The sequence below is a fragment of the Bradyrhizobium sp. CCBAU 51745 genome (genome assembly GCF_028128715.1).
In the GTDB taxonomy this organism is placed as follows: domain Bacteria; phylum Pseudomonadota; class Alphaproteobacteria; order Rhizobiales; family Xanthobacteraceae; genus Bradyrhizobium; species Bradyrhizobium manausense.
On the sequence record NZ_LBJP01000093.1, the window covers coordinates 824,993 to 843,395 of the forward strand.

The following is an 18,403-nucleotide window of genomic DNA, read 5'->3' on the forward strand; positions in this document are numbered from 1 at the left end:
TGAGCTACTCAGCGCTGCGCTTCCAGGCGCCGGTGCCGAGCTTGCCTGTAATAACGGCGAGCGCGTCGTGAATCTCATAGGCGCCGCCATCGCTGTAGCCTGACAGGCCCCTGGTTGCGTGCAGGGTCCAGCGGCCGTTCGCGGCCGTGATCGTGCCTTCATGCGCACGCGCCGAGCGCTGCGGCTCGGCATGGAATCTGTAGGTGCCGTCGCTCATGATCTGCCAGATCCAGCGCGACTGGCCGCGGCCGCTCGACACCACGAGCTCCCAGGTGCCGACCAGCGCGGGATCGATCACAGGCGACGTCGGTGCGGGGGACACCGCCGCCGGAAGCGGGCTCGGCGGCGGTGCTTGCCCGCTACCATCAGCAGGCCGGCCGGCGAGATAGATCGCCTTGCGCGACAGCGAGCCATAGACGAACGGTTGCTGTGCGTTGCGCGTCGCCTCCATCACGTCGTCGCGGACGTTGCGGAACATGAAGGTGACCTCGACGCCCGGCGCCTCGATGTTGCGCAGCAGCGCCGCCGCAAACGGGCTGTTGCGCGCATCGCCATCGAGCGCCGTGGTGCCGTCGCGCGCGGCATAGGCGACGAGCACGTTGCCGACGGGCTCGATGCGGCCGAGCCCGCTCACGGGAGCTGCGCGCGTCGCGATCGACCTGTTCATCTTGGCCGCAAACGGATTGTTGCGGCAGGCGTCGAGAATGACGAGACCGAGGCTCGTGGTGCTCGACACCTGCAACATCACGCTTTGCAGATTGATGGCTTCATTTGCCGCGTCCGTGTCCCGCTTCAGCTCGGCATCAACGGGGATCAGCCAGTTCTCGCCATTGATCTCCATGCCGTGGCCGGCGAAATACACCGCCGCCATGTCGGCGCCGGCGGCCTCGCGCCCCAGCGCGATCAGGCCGCGCCGCATCTCGTCGAAGCTCGCATTCGTTGCCAGGGAGACCGTGAAGCCGAGCCGCCTCAGCGCCGCGGCGATGTCGTTCGCATCATTCGGCGGATTGAGCAGCGCGGGCACATTCCTGTAGGCGCCATTGCCGATGACGAGTGCGACGCGCTTTGCTTCAGCGGCTTCAGCCAAAGGCGCTACGTTCGCGAATGCTGACGCCGCAGCCAATCCTGAGACGAATTCGCGCCGGTTCATCCTGATCTCGCTGGATCGAATCCGTTTCGATCCTAGCGCATCCGGCCCAAGGGGGCCACGGGGCCGCCTCTCAGTTCGCCGCCAGCGCGGTCTTGGCGACTTCGGCCATCCAGCCCGATGCCACCGGGAGAATCGCGTCGTTGAAATCATAGCGCGGACCGTGCAGCTCGGCGCCGTCGCGCAGGGGCCCGTTGCCGATCCACACGAACGCGCCGGGCCGTTGCGCGAGGTAGTGGGCGAAATCCTCGCCGGCCATGCTCGGCGCGAGATCGCGCCGCACGGGCGCCCCCACCTTGTCCGCGGCCATGCGCGCAAGGCCCGCTTCCGCCGGCGAGTTGATTGTCACGCCGACCCCCATGACGATGTCGGGCGTGACCTTGACGTCAAAACTCGTGGCGATGCCGGCGCAGATCTCGGCGATCCGCGCCAGAATGATGTCCTTCACGCCATTGCGATGATGCCGCAGCGTGCCGCGGATCGTGACTTTCCCCGCGATCTGGTTGGGCGCAGTGCCGCCCTCGATGGTCGACAGCGAGAGCACGGCAGTGTCGAGCGGATCGATGCTGCGCGAGACGATTCCCTGCATTGCCACGATCAGATGGCCGGCGGCCATGACGGGATCGCGGGTGAGATGCGGCATGCCGGCGTGGCCCGCATGGCCCTCGATGGTGATGGTGACGCGTCCGCCCGAGGCCATGACCGCGCCGTCATGCACCGCGATGGTTCCGGCCTCGAGACCCGGCCAGTTGTGGAAGCCGAACACGCGCTGCATCGGGAAGCGCTCGAACAGCCCGGCCGCGACCATCGCGCGCGAGCCGCCAAACCCTTCCTCGGCCGGCTGGAAGATGAAATCGACGGTGCCGCTCCAGCTGGTGTCGGCGGCGAGCAGCGCGGCCGCGCCGAGCAACGAGGCGGTGTGCCCGTCATGGCCGCAGGCATGCATCACGCCCGGATGTTTCGAGGCGTAGCTGAGCCCCGTATCCTCGGTGATCGGCAGCGCGTCCATGTCCGCGCGCAGGCCGACGCGCCTCTCGGCCGATCCGCGCGTCAGCGTCGCGACGATGCCGTGGCCGCCGATGCCTGACACGAAGGGAATGCCGAGCTCGGTGAGCCGCTCCCGCACGAAGGCGGCGGTCGCCTTTTCCTGCAGGGATAGCTCGGGATGGGCATGCAGATGCTGGCGCCACGCGGTCAGTTTTTGATGCAGCTCGGGGGTCAAAATGCGGCTCTCTCTGATGGTGTCAGCTGTCACCACTCTAGTCGATTATCCGCACTTCGCATCAAGCCCGTTGGAATGCCTCGCGTGCAGCAACGCGTTCCTACGCCGCCAGCTTCGCCAGCGCGGTCCAGTCGAAGCCGATGCCGTGGCCCGGGCGGTCCGGCGCCAGCGCCTTGCCGTCCTCGAGCACCAGCGGATGCTCGATATATTTGTCCAGCCCGAAACCGTGCGCCTCGAGGTAAGAGCGATTCGGGCAGGCCGCGAGCAGGTGCACGGTGATGTCGTGCGCGCCGTGGCTGGTGACGGGCAAATTGAAGGCCTCCGCCAGCCGTGCGATCTTCATGAAGGCGGAAACGCCGCCGCAATTGGTGACGTCGGGTTCGGGATAGGACACCGCGCCTGTCACGATGTAGTTCTTGAACTCCCACAGCGAGCGCAGATTCTCGCCCGCCGCGATCGGGACGCCGCCGGCCTGCATGATGCGCGCGTGGCCAGCGACGTCGTCGGGAATGACAGGCTCCTCGAGCCAGGTGAGGTCGTAAGGCGCCAAGGCGCGGGCGGCGCGGATCGCTTCCTCCACCGTCCATTTCATGTTGGCGTCCGCCATCAGCGGAAAGCCCTCGCCGAGATGCTGTCGCATCGCCGCGACGCGCGCGACGTCGGATTTGAGATCGGGCCGGCCCACCTTCATCTTGATGGCGCGAAAGCCCTTGGCGAGATTGCCGTCGGTCTGCTTGAGCAGCGCCTCGACCGAGAGATCGAGGTCGATGCCGCCGGCGTAGCACGGCACGCGCGCATCGAAGCCGCCGAGCAGCCGGTACAGCGGCAAATTCGCGCGCCGCGCCTTCAGGTCCCAGAGCGCAATGTCCAGCGCGGACAGTGCCAGCACCGTCGGCCCGCCGCGCCCGCCATAATGCAGGCTCCACCAGACGTGGTGCCAGATCGCTTCGGTGTCTTCAGCCTCGCGCCCACCGACCAGCGGCGGAATCTCGCGCTTGAGGATATCGGCGATGGCGCCGCCATTGCGGCCGACCGTGTAGGTGTAGCCGACACCCTCCGCGCCATCGGCATCGCGGATGCGGCAGGTGATCAGCTCGAACGCCGACATGTCGCCATGGGTGGAATCGGACAGCGTGACGGGGAGGGGAATCCGGTAGAGTCCGGTCTCGATATCAGCGATGCGCGGCATGTGGCCTCCCTGTTTTTTTCTTTTGTAGGGTGGGTTAGCCGAAGGCGTAACCCACCACTTCTGTCTCTGCGGTGACAAACAGCGGTGGGTTACGCCCTGCAGATGCTCTTCGCGCATCTGCAGCGCTAACCCACCCTACGGATCTCTCTAGCGCGTCGTCGCCAGCTGCACGGCCAGCGCACAGGCCCGATCATATTCGTCCAGGTTGATCCACTCGTCGATCGTGTGCGCCTCGTTCTGGCCGGCGCCGAACGTCACGGTCGGAATGCCGTGGCGGACCATCCAGTTGGCATCCAGGCCGCCATTGGCGGCGCGGACGTTGGGCGTGCCGCCGACGGCAGACACGGCCTCGATCGCGCGCTTCACCACCGGCAGGTTCTCCTTCATGCGGAACGGATAATAGTCGGTCTCGGCCTTGAACTTGACCTTGCCGGACTTGCCCTGCGCATTGGTCACCTTCTTGGCGGCCTTCTCGAACGCGGCCTTGTAGGCCTTGGTGATCTCCTTGAAGAATCTTCCGTCATGGCTGCGGCATTCGCCGCGCACATGCACATAGTCGGTGACGACGTTGGTGGCATCGCCCGCAGGCCGGCCCTCGCCGCCGGTGACCGGGCCGACATTGCTGGTGCCCGTCCGCGCGCTCGCGCCCTTGCCTTTCACCACCTTGCCGAACCAGCCGCCGGCCTTCACCTCGGCAAGCGCCAGCGCCATGATCATGGTCGCGGAGATGCCGCGTTCCGGCGCGACGCCGGCATGCGAGGCGCGGCCGAAGATCTCGACGGTCCAGCGGTCGGCGCCGACAGCGCCGATCACGACATTGGAGGCCGAGCCGCCGTCATAGTTGAACGCCATCACCGGCGAGCCGAGCTCGTCGAGCTTGACGTGGCGCGCGCCGTAGAGCCCGCTCTCCTCGCGCACGCAGAACAACAGCGTGATCGGCGGATGATCGAGCTTCTGCTTCTCGAGCTCGGCCGCCAGGGTCACCAGCACGCCGCAGCCGCATCTGTTGTCGCCGCCGAGCGCGGTCCTGGCCTCGTTGACGATCTTGCGCCCGGATTTCTTCGGTTTGGCGCCGGCGCAGAGCGGCACCGTGTCCATATGCGTCATGAACATGATGCGCGGCTGGTTGTGCAGCGCGCCGCGGCCGGGCAGGTCGACGATGAGGTTGCCGGTTTCGGTCGGCACGGGAATGCGCGTGTTGGCGTCGTCGAGCCGGATCGCCTTGGCGGGCACGCCGACCTCCTTCAGCGCAGCGGTGAGCTCACGCCCGATCGCCGCCTCCTGTCCGGTGACGCCTTCCACGGAAAGGAAGCGCATGAGACGGTCGGTGGCGGCTTTGGTGTCGACAGGCATGAACTGAATTCCCTTGAGATGCGAAGCGCCTAACTTACGAATGCTCCGAGGTGTAAGTCAAAAAGATCATCACGCCGATGAACAGCATCGCGGCCATGAACAGCAGCACTGCCGGCAGTCCCGCGACCGCCGCGACGGCGCCTGACATCGACTGCATCAGCGCGGTGCCGAGGAAGAAGGCGAGGTTCACCGCCGCCAGCGCCTTGCCCGCGACTTGCGCGTCGACCAGCTGCCGGCACATGCCGAACAGCAGCGGCTGGGCGGAGGTCGCTAGCCCGATCAGCACGAACAGCACGAGATCATATTGCGGCGGCATGACCTCAACGCCGAACAGCCATGCCACCGCATAATGCGGCGCGCCGAGCGCCATCAGCGCCACCAGCGTCGCCGCGAGACTGTGCGTGCCGGCCACCAGCTCGCGGCGGCGGCCGACCTTGCGGTCGAGCATGCCCATCAGCAGGGGGCCCGCGATCATCGCCAGCGTGTAGGCGCCGAGCTGGTTGCCGGCCTCGACCCGCGACAGGCCCTTGACCTGCATCAGCCACGGCCCGCCCCACAATCCGCGCAGCACCAGCGAGGTCGCCAGCGACACCAGTGCCAGCGCGATCAATCCGCGCAACGGCCGCGACAGACCGAGCCTGAGCACCTCGATCATCTGCGCCAGCGGCGACGAATCGTCCTTGTGCTCGGCCGGCTGGTTCGGCACCAGCACCAACACCGCGAGCGCCACCGCGATGCCGCCGGCTGCGGCGATCCAGAACCCGGCGCGCCAGCCGTAAGTGTCGACCACGAAGGCGAGCGGGCTCGCCGACAGCAGCATGCCGATATTGCCGATCGACAGGATCGCGCCCGACCACAGCCCGAAGCGCGCTGCCGACAATTGCTTGGCAGCCAGCGTCATCGGGCACATCAGCATGCCCGACGTGGCGACGCCCAGCAGCAATTGCCCGAACGCAAAACTCTCAGGTCCCGTCGCCAGGCCCGACGCGATCGCGCCGACCACGGTTCCCGCAAGCAGGCTCAGCGACACCGGCCGCACGCCAAAACGGTCCATCGCCGCGCCCACCGGGATCTGCGAGGCCGCAAACGCAAAATGATAGACGGAGGTGAGGCTCGCCAGCGCCTGCGGTTGCACATGAAAATCCGCCGCCATCAGATCGAGGCTGAGCGCGGGAATGGTGCGCAGCAGCGTGGACAGCATGTGCCCGCAGGCCAGCGCCACCAGCGCAAAGATCAGCGAGCGAGTGCCGTGCCCCGCGTCGTCATTGGCAATCGCATCCATCAGCGTCCCGTCCCGGCAACGTTTTTGTCGGGTTACATGATCGGAGAGGGCATGCCAATGCCGCGAGGGGGCAGCTTATCGCATGGCCCGCCAGCGGTAGCGGCACGACGCTCCGGCGCCGCGCTCGATTGGAGCGTGCGCGTGATGCCGCAATCGATGATAAGCATGTGGTGGGAATGTCATCTCGATCAGGGGGCGCAAAAATGATCGCAAGGCACGGACGGATCGTTCTTCTCGGTGCATTCGCGGCGTTCGCCATGTTTGGCACCGCTCACGCTGCAACCGTCGTCGCCCTTGGCGCCAGCAACACGTTTGGCAAGGGCGTCTCGCGCAGCCAGGCCTATCCCGCACAGCTGGAAGCGCTGCTCCGTGCGAGGGGGCTTAACGTCCGCGTCATCAATGCCGGCATCAATGGTGACACCACGGGAGGCATGCTGGCCCGGCTCGATCGCGACGTTCCCAAGGGAACGAGTGTGGTGATCCTCCAGCCCGGCGGAAACGACCGGAGAAAGCTGGCCGCCGACAACACGCCCGAAATCCAGAGCCGGCTCGGCGCGATGGGAGTCAAGGTGGTCATGCTGCCGAACGGGATGCTGCACGGACTGCCGCATCAACCCGACGGGCAGCATCTTACGCCCGAGGGCTATCACATGCTGGCCGAGCAGCTGGCCGGCCAGGTCGCCGCGGCGCTGGGCAAATAGATCGTCTGTTGAGATCAAGGAGCTCAAGTCTGAACGGCTAGGCCGTTCGACTTGAGCGAAGCTCGGCTCGTTGCTGGTCGTCGCCGTTCAAGGCTTCGGAGCCGTTTGCATCTCGTGCCCCGGGCTGAAGCTGGATGCGCCCGGCTGCCCGGAGGGCGTGCCTGAAGTCGCCGCCTGCATCTCATGTCCCGGGCTGAAGCTGGATGCGCCCGGCTGTCCGGAGGGCGGGTTTGAAGTCGTCACCTGCATCTCATGTCCCGGGCTGAAGCTGGATGCGCCCGGATGCCCGGAGGGCGGGTTTGAAGTCGCCGCCTGCATCTCATGTCCCGGGCTGAAGTTGGATGCGCCCGGATGCCCGGAGGGCGTGCTTGAAGTCGCTGCCTGCATCTCATGTCCCGGGCTGAAGCTGGATGCCCCCGGATGCCCGGACGGCGGGCTTGAAGTTGCCGCCTTCATTTCGTGTCCTGGGCTGAAGCTGGATGCGCCGGAATGCCCGGCATGGCCTGGTGAACCGTGATGTCCGGTATGCGAGTGCGAGCTCGAAAACACCGCTGAAAACGCCGCCTGTATTGCGTGCCCTAGGTGTCCCGGGCTGAAGCCTGAAGCGCCGTGATTCGTTCCATGCGAGTGCGAGCTCGAAGACGCTGCTTGCATCGCGTGCCCTGGAGCTGACGCCGAACTGCCGTGGCCGACTCCTCCCACTCCGCCATGCCCTGCACCCACGCCGCCGCCATGTCCCCCACCCATGCCAACGCCGGCTCCGACGCCGCCGCCGCCGCCAACTCCCCCTCCGCCGCCGCCGCCGCCGCCGCCACCACCGCCACCGCCGCCACCACCGCCTCCAGCGAGCAGCGGTCCAGACGTTGCGATCAACAAGGCCGGTATGGCGGTTATTGCAAGCAGCTTGGCGAGCTTCGTCACGATGATCTCCTCTTCGCCATCAATTCCGCGCGGCTAACCCAGGGCAACACGACGCGCCTCGATGGTGTTGGAAAGTCGAGCGCTCGATCGAATGTTCCGCACAAAGGGTGATTGATTAAGGCGAGCAGGTGCGCACGTCATTTCTGGCGCGGACTGTTACCCGAACGGCACATATTTCACTCCGTTCAGGAGTGCTCGGGGCATTGCTCTCCTCCGGCGAGCATTGCGCACAGGTAAAGCAGGCGGCGAGGGGCCCGCAGGTACCTCCTGATCGCGGGGGGGCCGGTGATTCTCTTTGGCCGCGCGTTAACGTGAGCACGGCGCAACAAAGCGGACGCGTTAGACCGGAAGTTGCCGGCCCATTCCTTACACCGGGTGCTTGTGCCTCATAGCGGAATCCAGGCGTGAAATCCGGTGACTTGCACCGTTTGTCCATAGAAGCCGCTGTCCTCGAGCGCGGTCTCGAAGGTGCCCTCGATGCGGCCCTCTGCATCGCTGATGATGCGCAACATCGAGCCGAATTGATTTCGCCAAGCACCAACCCATGACGTGCCGACCCGTGATGCCATACCTGATCTCCCGAAGTCACTTGCCCGGCGCGATGCGCAGCCGGTGCAATCGATGCAGCTCCTTTGCGGCATCCTGCATCAGCCCGCGCGCCGCCTCGTGTTCCTGGCCGACGATGAAGCCCGAGGCGAAAGCCTGGGCGCGCCGGTTCGCCGGCGGGGCGTTCAGCGCGGCGTCTGTTGCCAGCTCGCGATGCGCCATGAAGTCGTTGAGCGATCCCAGCGCGGATTGAATCCGCTTCAGCCGGGACGAAAGCTCTGCGAGCTCGTTCTGGTCACGCTTGCGGTAGAGGCTCCCGAAGAAGTCGATGGCATAGCGGATCTTCTTGATCCTGATGCGCAGCTTGTGGCGCTGTTCGGGAGCGAGCTCGCCGAGCCGTTTGCCCTGCTTGCGCGCCTTGTCGATGCGCCCGCCAAGCACCTGCGCTGCGTAGGCAGGGATCCCCAGGTCATCATCGGGGCGGGGGCGCATGGTCTCAATCCATTCGACTGCGTCAATCAGCAGACGGCGGTAGCGCGCCGACCCAACCGCGTCGCCGGCGCGGCTGAACGCCACCTTCCGCTCTGCGGAGAATTTCTTGCGGAGCGCGCGTGCCCCGCGCTTTGGAATGCCCCGATCGGTGATCGGTCGAACGCTCTCGCTCACGAACACGTCGATCTCGCGCGCCGGGCCAAGCTCGCCCGTGAGCCATTTGAGCTCGGCCTTGATCCGCGCCGTCCGCGTGCGCGGCAGGACATCGGCAAACAGCGAGATCGCCGCCCGCAGCCGCCGCAGGCCCACCCGCATCTGGTGGACCCCTTCCGAATCCATCTTCCGCACCGGATCGGCATTCGCCGTGATCTGCCGCAGCGTCGAATGCGCGATGGCGCGGAATGCATCGAGGGCCGACATCGCGTGATCGAGCCGGATCGGCTCGGCATGTTGAGCGCCGTCGCGCACGCCCGTGGCAAGCCGGTAGCCCCGTTCGGCCTTCGAGCGTAGATCGAGCTCGGCATCGGTTTTGCGCGCGATGGTTCGCGCCATCTGGAACAGGTTGCCGACACGGCCGGATTTCAGTTCCAGCTCGAGCTCGGCGATCGGCTGCGCGCGGCGCCTGGCGCCGATCCGGCCGCGGTCGACCGCAAGCTCGATCCGGCTGTTTCTGAGACGTCGCGCCTGCGCGACGCGATGAACAATCGTTTGAAAAACCGGCCTCAGCTTGCGAGAAAGCTTCTTGCTCGCGAGCCTGTCGAGCGGCGTATCTCTTGTCTTCTCGAGATCGGGCTTTTCGCCGGCGACGTCCTGTTCCCACTCGCCGCGGGTGACGCCTCCCGCTCCGCCCGCCTTCACGGTCTGGACGCAGTGGCCCTCGACCTTGCGCACGCGAAGCGTGAGGCCGTGCCGCCGCAGCTTGTGCTTGCTCGTGTCGTAATAGGTCGAAACGAGCGTCTTTTCCGACCGGTCGCTGCGCCGGCCGCCGCGCAGGACCGACGACAGTTTGCGGGGCGCAACGCGGAATTTCAGTTCCGTTTCGGCATTCATCGGCAATGCCTCCGTTGCGGGATTCAAAGTGGCGCAGGAACGAGAAGTTCCGCGAAGCGGCCGCGAAGTGCAGGTCATTCAGCGTGGTGGAACTGAAGTTGTTGTCGTGGAAACTTCAGGGAATAGCGCGGCGTGGTGTCAGCGACCGTTGAGAGCGAGAGCTCTGTCGAAGCAGGCTCCCATGGGCCCGTGCATCTCAGTGCCATCCCGGTCTCGATGCATCTCACTCGGCCGTCGGGATCAACCATTTCCGGAAGAATGCCAGCACGTCGGCGTTGAACTCGGCATGGAATGCGCCCCGGTCGAAGCGGGGCGCATCCGCGCAGAGTTCGGGCCGCTCCTTGACCAGCGCCGGCGGACACAGGAAGAACGCGAAATGCCCGGCGTTCGGAACGACGCGATATTCGTGTCGGGCCGGAAGGTTTGCCTCCACAGCGCCGACATCGTGGGGCAGCACGCCGTCTCCACCCCGTTCCGATGCCCAGAGTTGAACCGGCGCCTTGAGCGGCGCCAAACTCTCGGCAGAGAAGAAGATGGCCAGAGGATCGGCGAGCACCGCGGCCTTGATCCGCGGATCGTGCGTGAGGGGCTGCGAAGGATATGTCCTGCCGAGGATCTGTTGGCAGAACAGCGACTGCCCTCGGCGGCAATAGTTCGTGGCCGCTCCGGTCCAATCCGGATTGGCGCCGAGCAGCACAAGTCCGGTATAGCCGCCGCGCGAGAAGCCGAAGAAGCCGATTCTGTCTTGATCGATTCTCGCTGCGAACGGCGATGTCCCGATCATGAAGTCGATCAGGCGCTTGATGTCGGTGGGCCGCTCGACGAAGACCGAGAGATCGCCGGAACGGCCTGGATCCAGCGCGGTATCGCCTGGGTGATTGATAGCTGCAACGACGAAGCCGTTGTCGGCGAGCGCCTCGGCGGTGTCGCGATTGCCGAGAAGCGAGGCGCGCCGTCCATGGGAAGCGGCGATCAGCGGCAGGTGGTCCCCTGCGAGCGGGCAATTCTTCACCCCTGGCAGGACGAAGATGTCGATACGAATCTCTCCCGGCGGTTCGGCACAGGGATACCAGACCATGCCGTGAATCGCCGGACCATCGGCGTCAGCGGGAATATCGATCGATCGCAGGCCGGCAGCCTGCGCCAACGTCGATATGAGGCAGAAGCCGATGGCGGCGAGGAATCTGCAAGCGTTGACGGAAGCGGACATCGACGTCTCCTTCGTGTTGCGCAGGGCTGCTTGACTCGCGAAAGTCCTACGGCATCCGCTTGATCTCGCCGGAGCCCGACACGTGCGAATTGATCCGCGCCACGTTGCCGTGCAGCTTCACGACGGCGCTGCCGGAGACCGAGATATCGGCATCCTGGCGTGGCGCGAGGTCGACGTCGCCGCTGCCGTGGATTTTCGCGCTGGCTTGTTCGGTGATCAGTCCGCCGAGATTGGCGCGGCTGGAGCCGGCGGATTCGAGCGACACCTCGTGGGCCGTTCCGCTGGCGGTTATGGTGCTGCTGCCGCTCATGACGACGCGCAGCATGTCCTGCTTGACATCGGCGAGCTTGAGGTTCGTGCTGCCCGACATGTTCACGCTGGTCTTTTGCGCGACGAGCCGGCCGAAATCGGCTCGGCCCGAGCCGGCGGCATCGAACCACAACTCCTTGGCTTCGCCGCTTGCCGTCACCGTGGTGCTGCCGTGCACGGTGACGCGCAGCGCATCCTGCTTGATGTCGGAGAGGGTCAGTTCGCCCGAGCCGTTCAGCGTCCAGGCCGTGACCGCAGGGCCGGAGAGCTGGACGACGAGATCGCTCGCCGGAAAGCAATCGACCAGGCGGTCCCACTCCACCGTGTCCCATTCCAGCGTGCCGTCGCGCAGGCGCACATGGCTGACCAGCTCGGCATCGCCGCTGACGCTGGCCTGTGGCTTCGGGCCGGGCTGATAATGCACTTGCGCCGGAATTCTGATCTTGACGGCATCGCTGCCGGCCCATGCGAGATCGACGGTGCGGCGCTCGCTTGCGCCGGCCGGTTTCGCCGCAGCACAGCTTCGCAACGTTCCTGCCCAGGATCGGTGATCGCCGTCCATCCATTCCGTTGCGGAGGTCAGAACCGCGATGACCCCGCACGCCGCCGCAATGCCCAGCGACAACATTGCGATCCCTAACAGACGTCTGCGCATGGCGCACCTCCTATCAAGTCGGATCTTGTTCTGGCTTGAGCAGCCGGTAGTGCAGCCGGGCGTAATTCCCGAGCAACTTCACGGCGCCGTCGAGTGCCAGCAGCAGGAGTGCGCCGCATCCGACGCTGGCCGAGATCAGCCCGATCCCGGCCACCGCGCGCAGCAGCATCGCGGCGATCGAGGCAAAGTGCCCGATCTTCACGAGGCTCAGCAGCAATCCGAGCCCGACGATGCCGAGCGCGAAGACGACGAGGCCGATCACCAGCATGATCAGGGCTACGGCGAACAGCAGCGGCAGCAGGAACAGAATATCGACGGTGGCCAGTCCCCCCAGCGCGAGCAGGGCGGCGGCGGAGTTGCCTGGCGTGCGGTGATTTTCCCAATGACGCAGCCCGGTCTCGGCGCGCAGCTCGCGCGCCAGCCGCCTGGGGTCGCCGAGCGCGGCTGCCACATCGGCCTCGCTTCGCCCGGCTGCCTCGGCCTCGTCGAAATAGGACATGTAGTCGGCAAGGATGTCGTCGATCTCCCGCGCTGGAAGTCCGGCGAGCCCGTCATTGAGGACAGTCAAGAAGGCGACGCGGTTCATTCAGCGTTCTCCCAGCAACTGGTTGACGGCATCCGTGAACGTCCGCCACTCGCGCTTCTGCGCCGCGAAGGCAGCGCGGCCGGCGGGGGTGAGCCGATAATATTTGCGAGGCGGGCCGCTGTTCGATTCGGCGAGGCGCGTATCGACGAGCCCGTCGTCCTGCATGCGCCGCATCAGCGGGTAGATCGTTCCTTCTCCCATGCCGACGCCGGAAGCGAGCGCGCTGGCAATCTCATAGGCATAGCTTTCGCCGCGCGCCAACAGCGCCAGCACGCACAGTTCGAGTGCACCTTTCTTGAGCTGGACTTGGTTCTGTTCGGTCATGGCAGCTGCGCGGTTGGCCGTGGAGACAACATATTGCAAGGTACCTTTTAATGCAAGGTACATCTCTATAAAAGGTAGCGCCCCGGCCGTCGCGAGCGCGGCCGGCGCGATCACGTTTGCTGGAGGGAAGAGAACAAAGGGGCTGTCATCTGCAGGTGAACGGGAGGCTGCACCGGGCTCCCGCATCGCTCAGGGGGTGTCTGCGGGCTTGCTCCCGCCTCTCCCGCTTGCTTGCGGGAGAGCATAGGCCGCCTTCGGCGGCTGTCCTTCCAAAGGACGCCGAGGCTATGCACGCCCGGGGCGATGCGAAGCATCGTCCCGCGCGTGGCAAGCGATAGCCCTGCGCCAAGGCGCAGTGGGTTTCGTTGACGCGCTACAGATCCTACGAGCTGCGAACCATCGACTATTGCCCGGCTTCCGCCAGCAGCGTTGTCGCATAGACCGGCTTGGTGAGGAACCTCGCACCAGGCGGCAGGCGACGCGGCAGCGGATGGCCCGAGATCACGATGATCCGCATGTCGGCGTCCTGCTGCTGGGCGAGGTAGGCCAGGTCCACGCCATCCATCTTGCCGACCAGATTGATGTCGGTGACCATCAGGGTGGGGTGCCGTGCCTTCAGCGCCAGCGCCGCGGTCTCGGCATCCTCGCACTGAAGCACCTCGAAATTGCTCTCTTCGAGCAGCAGCGCCAGCATCTCGCGTTGAATGTCGTCATCTTCGACGACGAGCGCGGTCGGCCTGATCGGCTTTGATTGGCCCATGACGCACCTCATGTTTTAACATTTGTTAATCGCGGAGGAGGGAATCTGTTCCCTCCGTACTGCATCCGGCTTCGCCCTCGTCCGGGCTGCAAATTGTGTCCGAACGCGCGAGCAATTTGCGCAGCAGATCCTCAGCTTCCTGCAGCACGGTACGAACGAGCTGCTGCTCCCCGATCGCCTCGCTGGTGAAGTAGCCGTGCTTGAGGGCATTGCTGTTTCCATCAGGCGCGCCGGATCCCCATGCGCCGCCGTGCATGCGGCAGCGCATCCTGCCGCGCAGCGCCGGCGCGCGGCAGGCGTCACCATTGCGTGTTTGCGCGCCGCAACGCCGGCTCGTTCGCATCGCGCAGGTGTTGCGGGCGTGGCTCATGCGGGGAGGGCCGCCGCGTCCACAAAGCCGGGCTGCGCGGCGATCAGGTTCGTGTGCTGCGTGAAGTTGCCGACGACGGCCTTGCCGCCGTCCTGAACCGAGAGATTCTGCACCGTGATCGCACAGGCGCCGTTGCTGCGGTGACGGTTCAGCGCCTCGATCTGCGCGGCGAAGGTGCGTGACAGCCGGGTCAGGGCGCGCGTGAGGCTCTCCTGCTGCTGCACATCGTCGGTGCAGGCGAGGCGACAGGCGCAGCGCATGGTCGCGACCTGAATGCTCACCATCTGCGCCGCCAGCATGGATTCGAGCGAATCCCTCGGCGCGATGCTCTTCAGTGTCGAGACCATGAAGGCGAGGTTGCCTTGGTCGGGCTTGCGCGCGACGACGCTGGCCTTCACCAGCTGGCTCAACAGTCCATGCAGCGCGTCGCGGTCGGCGGCGCCGAGCGCCTCGGCCAGCAGCGCTTCGCCGGCCTTCGTATCAGGGTGTTCGATCACGATGCGCCTGCGACGGAGCCTGACCTTCGGGGTTGCGATGATCGCGGCGCGATCGCTGGCTGCGATGGCCGTCGTTTCGGCAGATGTCAGGGATGTGGTCATGAGATGTGTCCTTTGCCGGCGCAGGCGCGCGGCCTCGCTGCAAGCGAAGCCGATCGCGCGTCTACTGATGCGGCGGTTGAGATTTTTCAGGTGGTGATGAGACGTTGTCGCGCAGCCGGGTCGCGCGCGCCGCCTCGTTGGGCGGAGCTGGACAGAGCCTGATAGCGCGATCATGCCACCATACTCCTGTTTTGCCCGACGGGTCAAAGTGATTTTCTGAAATTCAGCAGTCGCCGACGTGCAAGGCCCTGATCTGGCGGGGGCCGGCTACTGTGCATGGGGTTGTTTTCGACAGGTGCGGATGCCGGCGCTTGTCGATGGCCTCCGCAAGGTTCCGTGCCGATGAAGCGCCCGGGCCTCGTCCGGGAAAAACTGGAACCTCGCTTCTTAGCGCAGGTTAATAGCCAACAATTGTCAGGACCAAAGGGAGAGAACCATGATCCGCCTGCTGGCAACCACCGCATTGGGACTTGTGCTGGCGAACGCTGCCTTTGCGCAAGCGCCGAACACGAACACGACCTCGCAGCAATCCGCACCATCGCAAGACAAATCCGCGACGCCCTCCACCACCACGCCATCGGGGACGGCTCAGTCGCAGCAGACCACCTCGCAGCCGCAGCAGCCCTCGACGTCGGGACCGTCGGCACAGAATAACCAGAGCACCGCACCATCTTCCGCATCCCCCGGTTCCGGGACCAACGCGGCCAACAACACGGATACATCGCCACGGCCGCAGACCGGTACGGCGAACTCGAGCCCGACCAATCCGCCCGCGAGCCAGCAAAGCGCCAATCCGCCTGCGACGAACACCAACCAGGCACAGGATCGCAGTCAGCCGCCCGCCAACACCAACAACCAGGCGCAGCAGGCGCCGAGCGCGACCGGAACCAATCAGGCTCAGCAGGCGCCGACCAACAACCAGGCTCAGCAGGCGCCGAGCAGCAACCAGGCGCAGGGCGCGCGCACCGACACCAATTCGCAGATGGCTGCCCGAACCGACGTCAAGCTCGACCGGCAGCAGGAGACCAAGATCAGCGCCTCGATCTCGCACCTGAACGTGCGGCCGCTGACCAACGTGAATTTCTCGCTGAACGTCGGCACGGTGGTGCCGCGCGACGTGCAGCTGGCGACGCTGCCGCCTGACGTCGTGGAGATCGTGCCGCAATATCGCGGCTACAGCTTTGCGCTAGTCAAGGACGAGATCGTCATCGTCGATCCCGCCACCTACAAGATCGTAACGGTGCTGCCGTACTCAGGGCAATCCACCGCGACGACGACAACGACGACGCGCGAGCGCAGCGCCAGCAAGTTCTCGGATAGGGATCGCGAGGTCATCCGCAAGCACGTCAAGGCGCGCCCCGAGCGGAGCGAAGTGCGGACCACCGGCAGCACCGCGCGCACCGAGATCCATGTCGGTGATCGCGTTCCTGACAGTGTCGAGGTCGAGGAGTTCCCGAGCACGGTCTACCAGGACGCGCCGGGTCTGCGGGACTACCGCTACATCCATCGCGACACGCGGACCTATGTCGTCGAGCCTCGCGAGCGTCGCGTGATCGAGGAGGTCGAGTAGCCGCCGCAGGAAGCCGCTCCATCGAGCGGCTTCCTGATCTATGCCATCAGCCCGAGGAGCGCTCGCGCGCCGCCACGCGGACGGCGTGGGCCTTCGCCCCCTTCGCTCCGCCCTTGGCGCGGGCCGCGATCATGCTGCGCGCCTTGCCGCGGGCCGCGCCGCCCTTGCGGAGCAGGGACACGAGATGCTTGCGGGCGCGATTGGCCGCGAGGCGCGCCGCCAGCTGCTCGGCCTTGCGAACGATGCTGGCCGTCGAGGGCGTGAGGCTCGCGGGCACCCAGGCAACGTCCCTGATCTTGGAGAGGCTGCCGACGCCCTCGCACGGCGCCTCGCGCGGCAGGTCGATCCGAATCGCCAGCGCATCCGAACGCTCGATCCAGTCTTCGGCTTTGGTGCCGGTGATGATGCGGACATAGTCGCGCGTCTCGCGCGGCAGCTCGCTCTCCCTGGCGAGCCATTTCTGGATGCGGCCGGGGCCGGCGTTGTAGGCGGCTGCGGCCAGGCCGAGATTGCCGAAATCGTCGCGGAGCTTGCGCAGGAATCTTGCCGATGCGGGCAGCGCCTTCATGGGATCGAAGGGATCGTCGAGCCCGACCTCGGCGGCGGTCTCCGGCATGAATTGCGCAACGCCTTGTGCACCAGCCTGGCTGACTTCGTTCGACTTGAATCGGCTCTCCTGCCAGAGCAGGCGGGCAAAGAACGGCACGGGAATGCCGCTCTCCTCCGCCGCTTGCTTCAGCGCGCGGCAGAATTGTTCAGTCGGAGACGGCGGAGTCTCCGCGGCACCTTCGACACCGGGCTCCGGCTCGATCGTCTCCTCGTAGGACGCGCGCGCATTGGCAAGTTCAATAGCCTGCACGCTGGCGAGGAAGAGGTCGACGAGGGGCACCAGGGAAGGCGCGCGATCGGACTTCGGCGTGGCCTGGTCGACATGTGAGATTTGCCATGTCGGCTCCGGGCTGATGTCGCACATCAGAAGCAGGAACGCAGCGCAAGCCGCGACGAGAAATCGCATCTCGGTAAGAGTCCTCGAACTGTGGGGAACGACCAGCGAGCGCTGGTGACAAGGACTTCTTAACCGTAATTGCGGCGAAGCTGCGATTCCGAAAGACCACCGGTGTTAGTACGGTGTTCCCGTCGCAGGAACGCCGGCGGCCGCTCCCGCCGTTCCACAGCAGCTCAGGATCAGCCGGCGACGAAGGCGATCAGGGTGCCATTGGCCTTGGCCGGGGGCACGACGATTGCCGCTCCGCTGCGGACGCCTGCCGGGCCGAGTGCCTTCTCGGTCGCCGCGAGATCGCCGCTGACGAGCACCAGCGCGGCGCCGCCGCGCCCCGAGAGGCCAGCGAGCGGCACGCCGGGATAGCGCTTGCCGAGCTGCTCCAGCGTCAGATAGACGAAGTCGGCGCGGTCGCCGCCTGAGGGCACTGTCACTGCGCCGTCGGCCCCTGCCTTCGGCTCGCGATCGATCAGCCGCGCCAGATGAGCGGCTTCCGCTGCGGGCTCGGGCGCCGCGATCAGCACCTGGCTGATCCGCTTCGCCGCGTTGGCGTGCTGCATCAGCTCGGGAATCCACACCGTCTCGCGGGTCTTGTGCTGACAGGCGAAGATGCGCACCCCGCCGGGCGCTTCGGCGGTCGGCCACATGAAGGTGCGGAATTTGGCGGCCGAGACCGTGCCATCAGGCAGTGTCACCGGCCGCTCGAAATCGGTCGGGCCAACAGGCGTGAAGCCGCGTGCGCGGATTTCCTCGGCACCGGCTGTGGAATCGATCGCGGTGAAGGCGATGCGCTCGATGCCTTCACCCTGTCGCTCGACAAAGGCGCGCGCCGGCGCATTGTGCTCGGTTGCGACCAGCACGCCGAGCAGCTCCATATAATCGGGGTCGAACATGATGGTGTAGTTGCCGGTGCCCATATGCGCGCTGTGGGTGCCCCGCGGCGACAGCGTGAAGCCAAGCTGGCGATAGTTCTCGGCAGCCTTGTCGAGGTCCTTCACCATGACCACGGCGTGGTCGATACCGATGACGTTCTTGAGGGCCACTGTGATTTCCCCGGCAATTGCGAACTGACCTTGGACGGCCTGCGGCCGCCAGTCTTGTCTACGCCGGATAAGCG

Annotated in this window: 20 protein-coding genes; 4 read left to right on the forward strand and 16 right to left on the reverse strand. The window is 65.9% G+C overall.

All coding sequences use genetic code 11. The features are described 5' to 3' along the window. Positions 1-4 precede the first annotated feature (4 nt). From XH98_RS40105 to XH98_RS40125, 5 genes are all read right to left on the reverse strand, one after another. The gene (locus XH98_RS40105; protein WP_271621860.1) at positions 5-1,150 is read right to left on the reverse strand and encodes a caspase family protein; all 1,146 of its coding nucleotides are present in this window, start codon (positions 1,148-1,150) and stop codon (positions 5-7) included. Between the two features lie 70 nt (positions 1,151-1,220). Continuing rightward, a complete protein-coding gene (locus XH98_RS40110) occupies positions 1,221-2,369 on the reverse strand; it encodes an amidohydrolase (RefSeq protein ID WP_271621956.1) in 1,149 nt (382 codons plus the stop codon). Between the two features lie 100 nt (positions 2,370-2,469). Then, a complete protein-coding gene (locus tag XH98_RS40115) occupies positions 2,470-3,558 on the reverse strand; it encodes a mandelate racemase/muconate lactonizing enzyme family protein (protein ID WP_271621861.1) in 1,089 nt (362 codons plus the stop codon). A 147-nt stretch (positions 3,559-3,705) separates the two neighbouring features. Continuing rightward, positions 3,706-4,911, reverse strand: a complete 1,206-nt coding sequence (locus tag XH98_RS40120) for a M20/M25/M40 family metallo-hydrolase (protein ID WP_271621862.1) — start codon at positions 4,909-4,911, stop codon at positions 3,706-3,708. 34 nt (positions 4,912-4,945) lie between these two features. After that, positions 4,946-6,193 (reverse strand): MFS transporter, encoded by a 1,248-nt coding sequence (locus XH98_RS40125; RefSeq protein ID WP_271621863.1) that lies wholly within the window; start codon positions 6,191-6,193, stop codon positions 4,946-4,948. Positions 6,194-6,396: 203 nt separating this feature from the next. Here XH98_RS40125 and XH98_RS40130 point away from each other — a divergent pair, with 203 nt between their 5' ends. From XH98_RS40130 to XH98_RS40140, 3 genes are all read left to right on the forward strand, one after another. Further along, positions 6,397-6,894, forward strand: coding sequence for a GDSL-type esterase/lipase family protein (locus tag XH98_RS40130; protein WP_271621864.1), 498 nt, complete (start codon positions 6,397-6,399; stop codon positions 6,892-6,894). Positions 6,895-6,964: 70 nt separating this feature from the next. Continuing rightward, the gene (locus XH98_RS40135; protein ID WP_271601718.1) at positions 6,965-7,411 is read left to right on the forward strand and encodes a hypothetical protein; all 447 of its coding nucleotides are present in this window, start codon (positions 6,965-6,967) and stop codon (positions 7,409-7,411) included. A gap of 167 nt (positions 7,412-7,578) precedes the next feature. Next, positions 7,579-7,926: a hypothetical protein gene (locus XH98_RS40140; protein ID WP_271621865.1), complete on the forward strand. Its 348-nt coding sequence runs from the start codon at positions 7,579-7,581 to the stop codon at positions 7,924-7,926. Between the two features lie 275 nt (positions 7,927-8,201). On the opposite strand, the gene XH98_RS40145 is transcribed toward XH98_RS40140, so the two are convergent. The 9 genes from XH98_RS40145 to XH98_RS40185 all read right to left on the reverse strand — a co-directional run bounded on the left by XH98_RS40145 (position 8,202) and on the right by XH98_RS40185 (position 14,716). After that, the gene (locus tag XH98_RS40145) at positions 8,202-8,384 is read right to left on the reverse strand and encodes an avidin/streptavidin family protein (RefSeq protein WP_271621866.1); all 183 of its coding nucleotides are present in this window, start codon (positions 8,382-8,384) and stop codon (positions 8,202-8,204) included. A 16-nt stretch (positions 8,385-8,400) separates the two neighbouring features. Further along, positions 8,401-9,903: a CYTH and CHAD domain-containing protein gene (locus XH98_RS40150; protein ID WP_271621867.1), complete on the reverse strand. Its 1,503-nt coding sequence runs from the start codon at positions 9,901-9,903 to the stop codon at positions 8,401-8,403. Positions 9,904-10,126: 223 nt separating this feature from the next. Beyond that, entirely contained in the window at positions 10,127-11,113 is a 987-nt protein-coding gene (locus tag XH98_RS40155; protein ID WP_271621868.1) for an alpha/beta hydrolase family protein, read from the reverse strand. 46 nt (positions 11,114-11,159) lie between these two features. Next, positions 11,160-12,077, reverse strand: a complete 918-nt coding sequence (locus XH98_RS40160) for a GIN domain-containing protein (RefSeq protein WP_271621869.1) — start codon at positions 12,075-12,077, stop codon at positions 11,160-11,162. A gap of 13 nt (positions 12,078-12,090) precedes the next feature. Further along, positions 12,091-12,663: a DUF1700 domain-containing protein gene (locus XH98_RS40165; RefSeq protein WP_271601724.1), complete on the reverse strand. Its 573-nt coding sequence runs from the start codon at positions 12,661-12,663 to the stop codon at positions 12,091-12,093. Beyond that, a complete protein-coding gene (locus XH98_RS40170; RefSeq protein ID WP_220000671.1) occupies positions 12,664-12,987 on the reverse strand; it encodes a PadR family transcriptional regulator in 324 nt (107 codons plus the stop codon). Positions 12,988-13,390: 403 nt separating this feature from the next. Then, a complete protein-coding gene (locus tag XH98_RS40175) occupies positions 13,391-13,747 on the reverse strand; it encodes a response regulator (RefSeq protein WP_271601725.1) in 357 nt (118 codons plus the stop codon). A gap of 25 nt (positions 13,748-13,772) precedes the next feature. Further along, complete coding sequence (locus tag XH98_RS40180) at positions 13,773-14,117, reverse strand: HGGxSTG domain-containing protein (protein WP_271621871.1); 345 nt, start codon at positions 14,115-14,117, stop codon at positions 13,773-13,775. Continuing rightward, complete coding sequence (locus XH98_RS40185; protein ID WP_271601727.1) at positions 14,114-14,716, reverse strand: hypothetical protein; 603 nt, start codon at positions 14,714-14,716, stop codon at positions 14,114-14,116. The genes XH98_RS40180 and XH98_RS40185 overlap by 4 nt, the downstream gene beginning before the upstream one ends. A 436-nt stretch (positions 14,717-15,152) precedes the next feature. On the opposite strand from XH98_RS40185, the gene XH98_RS40190 reads away from it, so the two are divergent. Beyond that, positions 15,153-16,286 carry a DUF1236 domain-containing protein gene (locus tag XH98_RS40190; RefSeq protein ID WP_271621872.1) on the forward strand — a complete coding sequence of 378 codons (1,134 nt, stop codon included), beginning with the start codon at positions 15,153-15,155 and terminating at the stop codon, positions 16,284-16,286. Positions 16,287-16,332: 46 nt separating this feature from the next. On the opposite strand, the gene XH98_RS40195 is transcribed toward XH98_RS40190, so the two are convergent. Beyond that, positions 16,333-17,301, reverse strand: coding sequence for a lytic transglycosylase domain-containing protein (locus XH98_RS40195; RefSeq protein WP_271621873.1), 969 nt, complete (start codon positions 17,299-17,301; stop codon positions 16,333-16,335). 170 nt (positions 17,302-17,471) lie between these two features. Next, the gene (locus tag XH98_RS40200) at positions 17,472-18,329 is read right to left on the reverse strand and encodes a VOC family protein (protein ID WP_271621874.1); all 858 of its coding nucleotides are present in this window, start codon (positions 18,327-18,329) and stop codon (positions 17,472-17,474) included. Between the last annotated feature and the right edge of the window lie 74 nt (positions 18,330-18,403).